General features: G+C 59.1%; 13 protein-coding genes. 7 read left to right on the top strand and 6 right to left on the bottom strand.

The window, feature by feature from the left end; genetic code table 11:
* Window positions 1-2: 2 nt before the first annotated feature.
* From yidD to rpmH, 3 genes are read right to left on the bottom strand one after another with little or no spacing between them, the layout of a single operon-like run.
* On the bottom strand, window positions 3-248 hold the full coding sequence (gene yidD / locus J3A98_RS24250; RefSeq protein ID WP_003253169.1) for a membrane protein insertion efficiency factor YidD: 246 nt from the start codon (window positions 246-248) through the stop codon (window positions 3-5).
* Complete coding sequence (gene rnpA, locus J3A98_RS24245) at window positions 241-645, bottom strand: ribonuclease P protein component (protein ID WP_003253166.1); 405 nt, start codon at window positions 643-645, stop codon at window positions 241-243. The genes yidD and rnpA overlap by 8 nt, the downstream gene beginning before the upstream one ends.
* Before the next feature lie 13 nt (window positions 646-658).
* A complete protein-coding gene (rpmH, locus tag J3A98_RS24240) occupies window positions 659-793 on the bottom strand; it encodes a 50S ribosomal protein L34 (protein ID WP_003253163.1) in 135 nt (44 codons plus the stop codon).
* 593 nt (window positions 794-1,386) lie between these two features.
* On the opposite strand from rpmH, the gene dnaA reads away from it, so the two are divergent.
* Genes dnaA through gyrB form a run of 4 tightly spaced genes read left to right on the top strand, consistent with a single transcriptional unit; the run spans window position 1,387 to window position 7,592 of the window.
* Entirely contained in the window at window positions 1,387-2,904 is a 1,518-nt protein-coding gene (gene dnaA, locus J3A98_RS24235; RefSeq protein WP_176682963.1) for a chromosomal replication initiator protein DnaA, read from the top strand.
* Window positions 2,905-2,944: 40 nt separating this feature from the next.
* The gene (gene dnaN / locus J3A98_RS24230; RefSeq protein ID WP_021785316.1) at window positions 2,945-4,048 is read left to right on the top strand and encodes a DNA polymerase III subunit beta; all 1,104 of its coding nucleotides are present in this window, start codon (window positions 2,945-2,947) and stop codon (window positions 4,046-4,048) included.
* A 15-nt stretch (window positions 4,049-4,063) separates the two neighbouring features.
* On the top strand, window positions 4,064-5,167 hold the full coding sequence (gene recF / locus J3A98_RS24225) for a DNA replication/repair protein RecF (RefSeq protein WP_011953076.1): 1,104 nt from the start codon (window positions 4,064-4,066) through the stop codon (window positions 5,165-5,167).
* A 4-nt stretch (window positions 5,168-5,171) separates the two neighbouring features.
* Window positions 5,172-7,592: a DNA topoisomerase (ATP-hydrolyzing) subunit B gene (gene gyrB / locus J3A98_RS24220; protein ID WP_103469538.1), complete on the top strand. Its 2,421-nt coding sequence runs from the start codon at window positions 5,172-5,174 to the stop codon at window positions 7,590-7,592.
* A 64-nt stretch (window positions 7,593-7,656) separates the two neighbouring features.
* Here the strand turns inward: gyrB and J3A98_RS24215 are convergent, their stop codons facing one another.
* Both J3A98_RS24215 and J3A98_RS24210 read right to left on the bottom strand, forming a co-directional pair.
* Window positions 7,657-8,064 (bottom strand): RcnB family protein, encoded by a 408-nt coding sequence (locus tag J3A98_RS24215; RefSeq protein ID WP_209969025.1) that lies wholly within the window; start codon window positions 8,062-8,064, stop codon window positions 7,657-7,659.
* Window positions 8,065-8,193: 129 nt separating this feature from the next.
* Window positions 8,194-9,486, bottom strand: coding sequence for a sigma 54-interacting transcriptional regulator (locus tag J3A98_RS24210; protein WP_209969022.1), 1,293 nt, complete (start codon window positions 9,484-9,486; stop codon window positions 8,194-8,196).
* A 222-nt stretch (window positions 9,487-9,708) separates the two neighbouring features.
* On the opposite strand from J3A98_RS24210, the gene J3A98_RS24205 reads away from it, so the two are divergent.
* The 3 genes from J3A98_RS24205 to J3A98_RS24195 are packed head-to-tail and all read left to right on the top strand — an operon-like array spanning window position 9,709 to window position 12,717.
* On the top strand, window positions 9,709-10,593 hold the full coding sequence (locus J3A98_RS24205; protein WP_176682967.1) for an MBL fold metallo-hydrolase: 885 nt from the start codon (window positions 9,709-9,711) through the stop codon (window positions 10,591-10,593).
* A gap of 40 nt (window positions 10,594-10,633) precedes the next feature.
* Complete coding sequence (locus tag J3A98_RS24200; protein ID WP_176682968.1) at window positions 10,634-11,902, top strand: FAD/NAD(P)-binding oxidoreductase; 1,269 nt, start codon at window positions 10,634-10,636, stop codon at window positions 11,900-11,902.
* Window positions 11,899-12,717, top strand: coding sequence for a sulfite exporter TauE/SafE family protein (locus J3A98_RS24195; protein WP_176682969.1), 819 nt, complete (start codon window positions 11,899-11,901; stop codon window positions 12,715-12,717). The genes J3A98_RS24200 and J3A98_RS24195 overlap by 4 nt, the downstream gene beginning before the upstream one ends.
* Here J3A98_RS24195 and J3A98_RS24190 read toward each other — a convergent pair.
* Window positions 12,706-13,593, bottom strand: a complete 888-nt coding sequence (locus J3A98_RS24190) for a LysR family transcriptional regulator (RefSeq protein ID WP_021784548.1) — start codon at window positions 13,591-13,593, stop codon at window positions 12,706-12,708. The two genes, J3A98_RS24195 and J3A98_RS24190, sit on opposite strands and share 12 nt — an antisense overlap.
* Window positions 13,594-13,664: the final 71 nt, after the last annotated feature.

The following is a 13,664-nucleotide window of genomic DNA, read 5'->3' as shown; positions in this document are numbered from 1 at the left end:
GATTACTCGGCTATCGAAGAAGTTCGGGAGGAAGGAGCGGGTGGAACGGGGTCGAAACCGCCGTCATTCCACGGATGACAACGCCCCAGGCGACGAACGGCCAGCCACCCACCACGCCAGATGCCATGGTTTTCGATGGCTTCATACGCGTAACAGGAGCAACTGGGGAAAAACCGACAGTGATTGGCCATCAGAGGACTAATGGCGTAACGGTAAAACTGGATCGGAACGAGTGCCAGTTTACGCATCTTGGCTGTCTACCCCTGCGGAATTGGCGGTGACTGCTGGTGTCGGCCGGCTGCGTGCCAAGCGTTTCCAGAGCTTGCCAAAGTGTTGGTGCAATTCCGGGTTTTCTATCTCACCCAATCCCTTGCGCGCGACGATCACGATGTCCAGGCCAGCAAGCAATTGCTGGTTCAGACGAAAGGAATCGCGCATCAAGCGCTTGAGGCGGTTGCGTTGAACGGCGAGCTTGACACTCTTCTTGCCGATTACCAAGCCAAGGCGTGGGTGATCGAGGCCGTTCTCGCGAGCAAGGATCAGCAGGTTTTTCCCTGGAACCTTGCCGGTTGGGGAGTCGAAGACCGCTTTGAAGTGTCGGGGTGTAAGCAGTCGCTTTTCCCGACTGAAGTCCTGACTCACCACCTGTGCCGAAAAATCAAATGGCCAGACGCTTACGGCCTTTGGCACGACGACGCGACAGAACAGCACGGCCGTTCTTGGTAGCCATACGGGCACGGAAACCGTGGGTGCGGGCGCGCTTGATGGTGCTTGGTTGGAAAGTACGTTTCATGGCGTGTTACCTGGTTTGTCGACGACGGGCCGGGATGGCCCCCTTTTTAAGAGACCGGCGATTCTAGAGAAAGCAAGCCCATAGGTCAATTTCCAACCAGTCATTCCATATAGAGCTGTGATGGACGGTGCCTCCTGGTTCGTGCCAAAGGGTGCTTGATCGGACACACGAATCGGGGACAACATGAAAAAAAAGAAGAGACATATAAAAAGCTTTTCTGAAGAACTTATAAATCTTAGGTGGATAACCTTCTGTGGATAACCATCGCTAGGCCATGATTTACGTGGTGTACAGAGTTTTACAACTTTGTTCTGAACCGGTGCTGCGACTGTTCCCATCGTGGGCGAAAGCTGTGGATGAAAATGCAGTTTATCCACAGTGAAGTTATCAACAGGCTGGTACCCAGGGTTGTGCATAGACCTCATGGTCCGTTATCCACAGGTCTTATTCACAGAGGCAGAAAGCCGTTTTGGTCGATAAATGGCTGTTTTGTCATGGTTCCTAACGTGTCCACATGTGGATAACTGAACGCTCGACCGGTACAATGGCGGTTTGTTTTTGCCTCATCCGGCTTTCAAACTCAGGGGATATCCGTGTCAGTGGAACTTTGGCAGCAGTGCGTGGAGCTTCTGCGCGATGAACTGCCTGCCCAGCAATTCAACACCTGGATCCGTCCGCTACAGGTCGAAGCCGAAGGCGACGAGTTGCGCGTCTATGCGCCTAACCGTTTCGTTCTCGATTGGGTCAATGAAAAGTACCTGGGTCGCTTGCTCGAGCTGTTGGGGGAGAACGGTAGCGGCATTGCACCTGCCCTTTCCTTATTAATAGGTAGCCGCCGCAGCTCGGCCCCAAGGGCTGCGCCCAACGCTCCGGTCAGCGCTGCCGTTGCGGCTTCGCTGGCGCAGACCCAGGCACACAAGGCGGCCCCGGCAGCAGCGGTTGAACCCGTTGCCGTGGCCGCGGCCGAGCCTGTACTGGTCGAGACGTCTTCGCGTGACAGCTTTGATGCCATGGCAGAGCCCGCTGCGGCGCCGCCCAGTGGTGGTCGGGCTGAACAGCGCACCGTGCAGGTTGAAGGTGCGCTCAAGCACACCAGTTACCTGAACCGGACCTTTACCTTTGACACTTTCGTCGAAGGCAAGTCGAACCAGCTCGCCCGCGCGGCTGCCTGGCAGGTTGCGGACAATCCCAAGCATGGCTACAACCCACTGTTCCTTTACGGCGGCGTGGGTTTGGGTAAAACCCACCTTATGCATGCTGTGGGTAACCATCTGCTGAAGAAGAACCCGAACGCCAAGGTGGTGTACCTGCATTCGGAGCGTTTCGTCGCGGACATGGTCAAAGCGTTGCAGCTCAATGCCATCAACGAATTCAAGCGCTTCTACCGCTCGGTGGACGCGTTGTTGATCGACGATATCCAGTTTTTCGCTCGCAAAGAGCGCTCGCAGGAAGAGTTTTTCCACACCTTCAACGCCTTGCTTGAGGGTGGCCAGCAGGTAATTCTTACCTCTGACCGCTATCCCAAGGAAATCGAAGGCCTGGAAGAGCGTCTGAAGTCGCGCTTTGGTTGGGGGCTGACGGTGGCTGTCGAGCCGCCAGAGCTGGAGACCCGCGTAGCAATCCTGATGAAGAAGGCTGACCAGGCCAAAGTCGAGCTCCCGCATGACGCAGCCTTTTTCATCGCTCAGCGCATCCGATCCAACGTCCGTGAGCTGGAAGGTGCACTGAAGCGGGTTATCGCTCACTCGCACTTCATGGGGCGTGACATCACCATCGAGCTGATTCGTGAATCGCTCAAGGATCTGTTGGCGCTGCAAGACAAACTGGTCAGTGTGGATAACATTCAGCGTACCGTCGCTGAGTACTACAAGATCAAGATCTCCGATCTGTTGTCCAAGCGTCGTTCGCGTTCTGTCGCGCGCCCGCGTCAGGTAGCCATGGCCCTGTCCAAGGAGTTGACCAACCACAGTCTGCCGGAAATCGGCGACATGTTCGGTGGTCGCGACCATACGACCGTGCTGCACGCCTGCCGCAAAATCAATGAACTGAAGGAATCCGACGCGGACATCCGCGAGGACTACAAGAACCTGCTGCGGACGCTGACGACCTGATGGCCGTCTGCGCAGCTAATTGAAGGCAAGGGACTAGACCATGCATTTCACCATTCAACGCGAAGCCCTGTTGAAACCCCTGCAACTGGTCGCCGGTGTCGTCGAGCGCCGTCAGACCTTGCCGGTCCTGTCCAACGTATTGCTGGTCGTACAAGGCCAGCAACTGTCGTTGACCGGTACCGACCTGGAAGTCGAACTCGTAGGCCGCGTGCAACTGGATGAGCCGGCCGAGCCTGGCGAAATCACTGTTCCGGCGCGCAAGCTGATGGACATCTGCAAAAGCCTGCCTAACGACGCCCTGATCGATATCAAGGTCGATGAGCAGAAACTGTTGGTAAAGGCCGGCCGCAGCCGCTTCACCCTGTCGACCCTGCCTGCCAACGACTTCCCGACTGTGGAAGAAGGCCCGGGTTCGCTGACCTGTAACCTGGAGCAGAGCAAGCTGCGCCGCCTGATCGAGCGAACCAGCTTCGCCATGGCCCAGCAGGATGTGCGCTACTACCTTAACGGCATGCTGCTTGAGGTTTCCCGCAACACGTTGCGCGCCGTATCCACTGACGGTCACCGCTTGGCGCTTTGCTCGATGAGCGCGCCGATCGAGCAGGAGGATCGACACCAGGTCATCGTGCCGCGTAAAGGTATCCTGGAGTTGGCGCGCCTGCTGACAGACCCAGAAGGCATGGTCAGCATCGTGCTGGGTCAGCATCACATTCGCGCCACTACTGGCGAGTTCACCTTTACCTCCAAGCTGGTGGACGGCAAATTCCCGGACTACGAGCGCGTACTGCCCAAAGGCGGTGACAAGCTGGTTGTCGGAGACCGCCAGGCGCTGCGTGAAGCCTTCAGCCGTACTGCGATTCTCTCCAACGAGAAGTACCGTGGTATTCGCCTGCAACTGGCTGCCGGACAACTGAAGATCCAGGCTAATAACCCCGAGCAGGAAGAAGCTGAAGAAGAAATCAGCGTGGACTACGAAGGTAGCTCGCTGGAAATTGGTTTCAACGTCAGCTACTTGCTGGACGTGCTGGGCGTGATGACTACTGAGCAAGTTCGTCTGATCCTGTCCGACTCAAACAGCAGTGCGCTGCTGCAGGAAGCTGGCAATGACGATTCTTCCTACGTTGTCATGCCGATGCGCCTGTAACCTGTAGCAGGCGAAATGTCCCTTCGACGTATCATGGTCACCGCGGTGCGCAACTTGCACCCGGTGACACTCTTACCCTCCCCCCGCATCAACATCCTTTACGGCTCCAACGGTAGCGGCAAGACCAGCGTGCTCGAAGCCGTGCATTTGCTCGGCCTGGCCCGTTCATTTCGCAGCACCCGCCTGAATCCGGTTATTCAGTACGAACAAGCTGCCTGTACGGTGTTCGGCGAGGTGCAGCTGACGGAGGGTGGCACGAGCAACCTAGGAGTGTCCCGTGAGCGACAAGGGGAGTTCACTATCCGCATCGATGGGCAGAATGCGCGCAGCGCCGCGCAATTGGCTGAGTTACTGCCGCTGCAGCTCATCAACCCAGACAGCTTCCGGCTGCTTGAAGGTGCCCCCAAAATACGCCGCCAGTTTCTGGATTGGGGGGTGTTCCACGTGGAACCTCGTTTTCTGCCAGCCTGGCAACGCCTTCAGAAGGCGCTGCGGCAGCGGAACTCATGGTTGCGTCATGGTACACTTGACCCAGCTTCGCAAGCCGCCTGGGACCGGGAATTGTGCCTGGCTAGCGCGGAAATAGATGAATACCGTCGCAACTACATCAAGGCCTTGAAGCCCGTCTTCGAGCGAACCCTGAGCGAACTGGTCGAGCTGGACGGGTTGACCCTAAGCTACTACCGAGGCTGGGACAAGGACCGCGAACTGCAAGAAGTACTCGCCTCCTCTCTCCTTCGCGATCAGCAGATGGGCCATACCCAAGCCGGTCCGCAGCGTGCTGATCTGCGTTTGCGGTTGGCTGGCAACAACGCAGCCGACATCCTTTCGCGTGGTCAGCAAAAGTTGGTGGTGTGCGCATTGCGCATTGCCCAAGGCCATCTCGTTAGTCAGGCTCGCCGCGGTCACTGTATTTATCTCGTGGATGACTTGCCGTCCGAACTGGATGACCAGCATCGCCGCGCACTGTGCCGCTTGCTTGAAGAATTACGCTGCCAGGTGTTCATCACCTGTGTAGATCACGAATTACTGAGGGAAGGCTGGCAGACGGAAACGCCAGTTGCTTTGTTCCACGTGGAACAAGGCCGTATCACCCAGACCCACGACCATCGGGAGTGAAGGCATGAGCGAAAATCAAACGTACGACTCCTCCAGCATCAAGGTGCTGAAAGGTTTGGATGCCGTACGCAAGCGTCCCGGCATGTACATTGGCGACACCGATGATGGTAGTGGCCTGCACCACATGGTCTTCGAGGTGGTCGACAACTCGATCGACGAAGCCCTCGCCGGTCACTGCGATGACATCACTGTCATCATCCACCCGGACGAATCTATCAGTGTGCGCGACAACGGGCGCGGCATTCCGGTCGATGTGCATAAGGAAGAAGGCGTTTCCGCAGCCGAGGTCATCATGACTGTGCTGCACGCCGGCGGTAAGTTCGACGACAACTCCTACAAAGTATCCGGCGGTCTGCACGGTGTAGGTGTGTCGGTTGTGAACGCCCTGTCCGAAAAGCTGGTTCTGACCGTTCGCCGTAGCGGCAAGATCTGGGAACAGACTTACGTTCACGGTGTTCCACAAGCACCTATGGCGGTTGTTGGTGACAGTGAAACCACGGGTACCCACATCCACTTCAAGCCATCGGCTGAAACCTTCAAGAACATTCACTTCAGCTGGGACATCCTGGCCAAGCGTATCCGCGAACTGTCGTTCCTCAACTCGGGCGTCGGCATTCTGCTGAAGGATGAGCGCAGCGGTAAGGAAGAGTTCTTCAAGTACGAAGGCGGCCTGCGTGCGTTCGTCGAGTACTTGAACACCAACAAGACGCCGGTCAACTCTCAGGTTTTCCACTTCAACGTTCAGCGTGACGATGGCGTGGGTGTTGAAGTCGCCCTGCAATGGAACGACAGCTTCAACGAAAACCTGTTGTGCTTCACCAACAACATTCCGCAACGTGATGGCGGTACCCACCTGGTGGGTTTCCGTTCCTCGCTGACCCGTAGCCTTAACAACTACATCGAGCAGGAAGGCCTGGCCAAGAAGAACAAGGTGGCAACCACTGGCGACGACGCCCGTGAAGGCCTGACCGCGATCATCTCGGTAAAGGTACCGGATCCGAAGTTCAGCTCGCAGACCAAAGACAAGCTGGTCTCCTCGGAGGTGAAAACCGCCGTGGAACAGGAGATGAACAAGTTCTTCGCCGATTTCCTGTTGGAAAACCCGAACGAGGCCAAGGCCGTCGTTGGCAAGATGATCGACGCTGCTCGCGCCCGTGAAGCTGCACGTAAAGCTCGTGAGATGACCCGTCGTAAAGGTGCGCTGGATATCGCTGGCCTGCCGGGCAAACTGGCGGACTGCCAAGAGAAGGATCCTGCCCTCTCCGAACTGTACCTGGTGGAGGGTGACTCTGCGGGTGGCTCGGCCAAGCAAGGCCGCAACCGTCGTACCCAGGCGATCTTGCCGCTGAAGGGTAAAATTCTCAACGTCGAGAAAGCGCGCTTCGACAAGATGATTTCTTCCCAGGAAGTGGGCACGCTGATCACCGCGCTGGGCTGTGGTATCGGCCGCGAAGAGTACAACATCGATAAACTGCGTTATCACAACATCATCATCATGACCGATGCTGACGTTGACGGTTCGCACATCCGTACGCTGCTGCTGACCTTCTTCTTCCGTCAGCTGCCGGAGCTGGTCGAGCGTGGCTACATCTATATTGCCCAGCCACCGCTGTACAAGGTGAAGAGAGGCAAGCAGGAGCAGTACATCAAGGACGATGAGGCCATGGAAGAGTACATGACCCAGTCGGCTCTGGAAGATGCCAGCCTGCACCTGGACGAATCCGCGCCAGCAGTTTCTGGTGTGCAGCTGGAAGCGCTGGTGAATGAGTTCCGTAGTGTCATGAAGACCCTCAAGCGCCTGTCGCGCTTGTACCCGGAAGAGCTGACTGAGCACTTCGTCTACCTGCCGGAGGTGACTCTGGAGCAGTTGGGCGACCACGCTGTGATGCAGGCCTGGCTGGCCCAGTTCCAGGCGCGTCTGAACTCCAATCAGAAGTCTGGCTTGGCTTACAACGCCAGCCTGCGTGAAGACAAAGAGCGCAACGTATGGCTGCCTGAAGTGGAGATCACCTCCCATGGCTTAGCCAGCTACATCACGTTCAACCGCGACTTCTTCGGCAGCAATGACTACCGTACCGTAGTCAACATTGGTGCCAAGCTGTCGAGCCTGTTGGGTGAAGGTGCGTACGTACAGCGCGGTGAACGTCGCAAGGCAATCGTCGAGTTCAAAGAGGGCCTGGATTGGCTGATGAACGAGACCACCAAGCGCCATACGATTCAGCGATACAAAGGGCTGGGTGAGATGAACCCGGACCAGCTGTGGGAAACCACCATGGACCCGACCGTTCGCCGCATGCTCAAGGTCACGATCGAAGATGCCATTGCTGCTGACCAGATCTTCAACACCCTGATGGGTGATGCGGTCGAGCCGCGTCGTGACTTCATCGAAAGTAACGCGCTGTCGGTCTCGAACCTGGACTTCTGATCAGGTGTAAGTCGCCAGACACTAAGAAGCCCGCTGATGCGGGCTTTTTAGTGTCTGCAAAAAATCAGTAGCCGGTGAGAATGTTCACGATCACACCGCTGGCAATAGCCACCAGCACATAGTCGCCATTCACATACAGCCAGCGATGATTACGAGGTGGCGCATACAGGTGGCGCGCTTTCCAGTCGGTTACCCAGTAACGGTCACCACGGTAATGTGGATCAACGGCATGACCACAGTGCCACTGCTTATGAGGTATCGGCATGCCGTGCTGTGGACGGAAGTTTGGATCTCGGTAAGCAGGACCGCGGCCGTTGTCATGGCGGCCCTGCTGGTGCGGCTGAGCATGTGGCGGTTTGCCTTGGTGCGATCGGCTGCCATCATGTCGATCAGGTGGGCCAGGCTGCGCGAAGCTGGCCAGCGGTACGCTGAGTATGAGCGCGGCGCAGATCACGGTTAGGGTTTTCTTCATTTGATGCGGTCCTCTGCGTGTTATCGCCTGGCACGTATTGATTGCCAGATTCGGTTAACTGATCAGACCACGATTTTTCCCTTGTAATGTCAGGACGCAGGTAAAGGTCCGGTAAAGTCTGCCTTTCTTTCAGTGCAGCCCGAGCGCTTTCAAGCGGCGATACAGCGTGCGTTCACTCATGCCTAGGTGGCTGGCCAGTTCGCTACGCGACCCCTTGAACTGCTCCAGCGCCTGCGCCAATTCACCCAGGTCAATGCGACGGCCGCTTCCTTTAGCTGCGCCAGCCAGTCCGGTGTCTTCCGGCAAATGCTCCGGTCTGATCACACCGTCATCGGCAAACAAACGCGCGCGTTCCAGAATGTTGCGCAGCTCGCGGATATTGCCCGGAAACGGATGCAATGCAAGTTGCTGCAAGGCGTCTTCACTCAGCCTGGGCGTAGGCTGGCCGGCCATGCGCTGCAGCAGGCTCTGTGCGAGCAGCGGCAGATCTTCCACCCGTTCGCGTAACGCAGGCAGACGAATCGGGAAGCCGCTGATGCGGTAGTAAAGGTCTTCACGGAAAGAGCCATCCGCGACCATTTTCTTGAGCGGTTTGTGGGTGGCCGATATCAGGCGGAAATCCGAATGCACAGTGCGCAGGCTGCCCACGGGACGGAAACTGCCGGACTCGATCAGGCGCAGCAGCTTCACCTGCATCGCCAGCGGCACTTCACCGATTTCGTCGAGGAACAGGGTGCCGCCATGGGCCGCCTCGGCCAAGCCTATCTTGCGCTGATTCGCTCCGGTGAACGCGCCCTTCTCATAGCCGAATAATTCACTCTCGAACAACGACTCGGTCAGGCCGGTGCAGTCGACCACTACCAGCGGGCCGTTGGCCCTGGGGCTGCCCATGTGCACTGCACGGGCGAACAGCTCCTTACCGGTCCCCGACTCCCCCTGCAACAACACCGGGATCTGCGCCGGTGCCGCACGCTGCAGGCTGGCCAGCGCGGCCTTGAAGGTTGGCGCGCGGCCGACCAACCCTTGCTCCTGAGGCTGCGCCGAGGCGAGGGTGATGGTGGTGAGGCGTTCGACAAAGGCCACTACGTTGCCCTGTTCATCCAGGATCGGCCGCAATTCGACATCCACATGCTCAGGGCCACGTGGTGTGTGATGAATGTGCAATACCCGCTCCGGTACCTTGCTGTTCCACGCCTTGCGCATCGGGCAATGTTCGCCAGCCTGGTCGCACGGCACAGCGTAGTGATGCGAAACCCTGTGACACTTCTCGCCCAGTGGGGCCTGATCATGCCGGCCAAACTGACGGCGATAGGCCGCATTGGCGGCGAGGATGTTGTAGTCAGTGTCCAACACGATGGTCGGGAGGGCATCGTGCTCAAGGTAGGAAACCAGAGCTAGGATGAGGGGATGGGCTTCAGGCATGACGGCACCGTATGGATGACCGATGCAGGGTAACAAGGACTGCCAAACACTGCCATTAGCTGTCAGTCGACTGCCATCTGGGCTGTCAGTTTTATCGGCAACTGTCTGCAACTGGCCGGTTTTGTTGGCCAGTGAGTGGCAAAAAGCCTGGCATGCATCTTGATAAAGCTCCTGTCACTGCCTACGCCTGTACAAGGCGGGGCGGATAAATTGGAGAACGTGATGATCATCGGCAACAACCTTCACGTGGACGCCTTTTACGACGAGGCGACCTCGACCATCAGCTACCTGGTCATGGACCGTGAAACCCGACAATGCGCATTGATCGACAGCGTGCTGGATTACGACCCCAAGTCCGGACGCACCTGCAGCGCTTCGGCTGATCGCCTGATCGAGCGTGTGAACGAGCTGAATGCCAGTGTGCGGTGGGTGCTGGAAACCCATGTACACGCCGACCATCTTTCAGCCGCTGCCTATCTGAAGGAAAAGCTGGGCGGCCATACCGCTATCGGCGCGCACATTACCCAGGTGCAGAAAGTGTTTGGCGCCTTGTTCAACGCAGAGCCCGGCTTCGCCCGAGATGGCAGCCAGTTCGATGTGCTGCTCGAAGACGAGGAAGGCTTCCGGATTGGCAACCTGCAGGCTCGGGCGCTGCACACACCTGGGCACACACCCGCGTGCATGAGTTTCATGATCGAGGATGCCGGCGAGATCGCGGTATTCGTTGGAGACACCTTGTTCATGCCCGACTATGGCACCGCCCGCTGCGACTTTCCCGGGGCCGATGCTCGCACCTTGTACCGCTCAATCCGTCGCCTGCTGGCCTTCCCCGACCAGACTCGGTTGTTCATGTGCCACGACTACCTGCCGGGTGGCCGCGACATGCAGTACGTCACTACTGTCGCCGAGCAACGTGCCCACAACATTCACATCCATCAGGGTATCGATGAGGACAGCTTCGTAGCCATGCGCGAGGCCCGCGACAAGACGCTCGAAATGCCCGTGCTCATCCTGCCTTCGGTGCAGGTGAACATGCGTAGCGGCCAACTGCCCCCACCGGAGGAGAACGGTGTGAGCTATCTGAAGATCCCGCTGAACAAGCTGTAACCGCCCTGCCCTCATAATCAGATTTCCAGGATTTGCCGCCATGCCTGCCTTGTTGTCCCCTGCCAATACCGACCACCACAAGGTGGTCATCGTCGGTGCCGGTGCCGCCGGTATCGCCACTGCTTCCAGTCTGATCAGCCGCGACCCATCGTTGGACGTCGCCTTGATCGACCCTGCCGAAGTGCACTACTACCAACCCGGCTGGACCATGGTCGGCGCCGGTGTGTTCAAGGCCCCAAGCACTGCCCGCACCATGGCGTCGACCATTCCTCGCGGTGTTCGCTGGATCAAGGCGCGGGTACAGGGATTCGACCCGTTGGGTCAACTGGTCATCCTCGATGATGGTCGCACCATCAGCTATGAACAGCTGATCGTCTGCCCCGGCCTCAAGCTGGACTGGGCAGCCATCGATGGGCTTAGCGAGACCCTGGGCCGCAACGGTGTCACCTCCAACTATCGCTACGACCTGGCGCCCTATACCTGGGAACTGGTGCAGAAGCTCAAGCAAGGACGCGCGGTGTTCAGCCAGCCGCCCATGCCGATCAAGTGCGCCGGTGCACCACAGAAGGCGCTGTATCTGTCTTGCGACCACTGGCTGCGCCATGGTCATTTGGGGGCGGTGAAAGCCAGCTTCTACAATGCGGGTGCCGTACTGTTCGGTGTCGCCGACTACGTGCCCGCGCTGATGAAGTACATCGAAAAATACGCCGTCGACCTCAACTTCTCCCACCGGCTAGTTGCCGTAGACGGCCCGGGCAAGCGCGCTACATTCCTGCGTACCTTGCCCGATGGCAGCAGCGAAACGCGGATCGAGGCCTTCGACATGCTGCACGTGGTACCACCACAGGTGGCGCCAGACTTCATTCGCGAAAGCCCCTTGGCCGATAGCTCCGGCTGGGTCGACGTCGATCCGCATACCCTGCGCCATCGCAAATACACCAACGTTCATGCCCTGGGTGACGTGGCTAACACCAGCAACGCCAAGACCGCCGCGGCGGCCCGCAAGCAGGCACCGGTGGTCGCCAACAATGTGCTGGTGGCACTGGGCAGGCTGGCAACCCTGGCCCAGTACGACGGCTATGGCTCGTGCCCACTTACCGTTGAGCGCGGCAAGATCGTCTTGGCCGAGTTCACCTATGGCGGCAAACTGGCACCGAGCTTCCCCAATTGGTTGCTGGATGGCCGCAAGCCAACACGCTTGGCCTGGCTGCTCAAAGCACAGGCGCTACCACCGTTGTACTGGCAAGGCATGCTCAAGGGGCGCGAGTGGTTGGCACGCCCGCAACTGGTAGCCGAGGGTGGGCAGTGATCGAGCATCAACTGTTAGGAGCGGGCCTGGGCGCAATCATCGGCGCGGTGCTGGCACTGACCGGCGCAGGCGGTGGCATTCTCGCTGTACCTTTGCTGGTGTTCGGCCTGGGGCTATCGATGGTCGAGGCGGCACCGGTCGGCCTGTTGGCTGTTGGTTTGGCTGCGGCGGTTGGCGCAGTGCTGGGCTTGCGACAAGGGCTGGTGCGTTATCGGGCCGCGCTGTTCATTGCGTTGGTTGGTGTGGCAGCAGCGCCGTTCGGGCTGATGCTGGCGCACCGCCTGCCGAATACACCGTTGCAGTTGGCGTTCGCCGGGGTGCTGGTTTATGCCTGCCTGCGCATCTGGCGCAAGGCGGCCAAAGAACTGCGTGGCGAAGCCCATGACGCCCATCGCTTTATCGAGCCGTGTGTGCTGAACCCTCTGCAGGGGCGTTTGCGCTGGACCCTGCCCTGCGCGCGCGCACTGGCATTCACGGGGGCCCTGTCCGGGTTGTTGTCCGGTCTGCTCGGCGTGGGTGGGGGGTTCGTCATTATCCCGGCCCTGAACCGCTACACCAACCTGCGCATGGCAAGCATCGTCTCCACCTCGCTGGCGGTGATTGCCTTGGTCTCTACCGGCAGTGTGGTCAGCGCCAGCCTTGCAGGCGTCATGCACTGGCAGGTTGGCGCCCCGTTTGCCGTCGGCGCGGTGCTCGGCCTGCTGCTGGCGCGACCCTTGGCAGCCAGGTTGGCCGGGCCGCGCCTGCAGCAGATGTTTGCCGTGGCAGGTTGGGTCGCTGCCCTGTTGTTGGCGGGCAAGGCGCTACTGGGCTAGCAGCTCGCTCTGTTCGGCCGCGCACAACGCCAGCAGGTAGTCCCACACCACCCGCAGGCGCACAGACTTGTGCAGCTCGCGGCGGGTGCAGATCCAGTAGCTGCGCTGGATGGTCTCACCCGGCAGCACGCGCACCAGTGTCGGGTCGTGGCGCGCCATGTAATTGGGCAGCACGGCGATGCCCAGCCCTGCGCGGGCAGCGGCTTGCTGGGCGATCACGCTGGTGCTGCGAAACACCACGTTGGGTGCTCGGCAGAAACTGTTGAGAAACAGCAGTTCCTGGCTGAACAGCAAATCGTCGACGTAGCCGATCCAGCTGTGCCGGGCCAGGTCTTCGCGGTGGCGCAATGGCGGCGCGCGGTCCAGGTAGTCCTGGCTGGCGTATAGCGCCAAGCGGTAGTCGGTGAGTTTGCGGGTGATCAGCAGATCGGCGTTGGGCCGCTCCAGATGGATGCTGATTTCTGCCTCGCGGTTGAGGATGCTGACGAAACGCGGCACCGCCACCAACTCCACTTCCAGGCCGGGGTAGCGCTCGAACAACGCGTTCATGCGCGGGGTGAAGAACATGATGCCGATGCCTTCGGTCACCCCCAGGCGAATCTTGCCCAGCGGGGTGATGGCCTGGGTGATTTCTTCCTGCGCCAGCAGGGCGACGTTTTCCATGGCTTCGGCATGCTTGAGCAGGGCTTGGCCCGAGGGGGTCAGCTCGTAACCCTGGGCATGCTGCACGAACAGCGCGGTTCCCAGGCTCTGCTCGATGCTCTCGATATGCCGGGCCACGGTGCTGTGGGTCGTGTTCAGGCGCTTGGCGGCAGTCAGCAGGCGGCCGCTGCGCTGCAACTCGAGGAAAAACCGCAGATCGTTCCAGTCGAACATGCTTGTCCTTTTTGGCAGTTCGTTCCGGCCTCTTCGCGGGCAGTCCAGGTGCGCTGAACATCCTGAAGGCA

The sequence above is a fragment of the Pseudomonas sp. BP6 genome (genome assembly GCF_017875935.1).
In the GTDB taxonomy this organism is placed as follows: domain Bacteria; phylum Pseudomonadota; class Gammaproteobacteria; order Pseudomonadales; family Pseudomonadaceae; genus Aquipseudomonas; species Aquipseudomonas putida_Y.
Note: the sequence above shows the minus strand (reverse complement) of the source record. Positions and strands in the feature narration are given on the sequence as shown.

Excerpts from the sequence above, each read along its gene's own strand:
- rpmH (WP_003253163.1), bottom strand. The coding sequence starts at position 793 with ATGAAACGTACTTTCCAACCAAGCACCATCAAGCGCGCCCGCACCCAC.
- J3A98_RS24205 (WP_176682967.1), top strand. The coding sequence starts at position 9,709 with ATGATCATCGGCAACAACCTTCACGTGGACGCCTTTTACGACGAGGCG.
- J3A98_RS24210 (WP_209969022.1), bottom strand. The coding sequence starts at position 9,486 with ATGCCTGAAGCCCATCCCCTCATCCTAGCTCTGGTTTCCTACCTTGAG.
- gyrB (WP_103469538.1), top strand. The coding sequence starts at position 5,172 with ATGAGCGAAAATCAAACGTACGACTCCTCCAGCATCAAGGTGCTGAAA.
- dnaN (WP_021785316.1), top strand. The coding sequence starts at position 2,945 with ATGCATTTCACCATTCAACGCGAAGCCCTGTTGAAACCCCTGCAACTG.
- yidD (WP_003253169.1), bottom strand. The coding sequence starts at position 248 with ATGCGTAAACTGGCACTCGTTCCGATCCAGTTTTACCGTTACGCCATT.
- J3A98_RS24190 (WP_021784548.1), bottom strand. The coding sequence starts at position 13,593 with ATGTTCGACTGGAACGATCTGCGGTTTTTCCTCGAGTTGCAGCGCAGC.
- J3A98_RS24200 (WP_176682968.1), top strand. The coding sequence starts at position 10,634 with ATGCCTGCCTTGTTGTCCCCTGCCAATACCGACCACCACAAGGTGGTC.
- recF (WP_011953076.1), top strand. The coding sequence starts at position 4,064 with ATGTCCCTTCGACGTATCATGGTCACCGCGGTGCGCAACTTGCACCCG.
- J3A98_RS24215 (WP_209969025.1), bottom strand. The coding sequence starts at position 8,064 with ATGAAGAAAACCCTAACCGTGATCTGCGCCGCGCTCATACTCAGCGTA.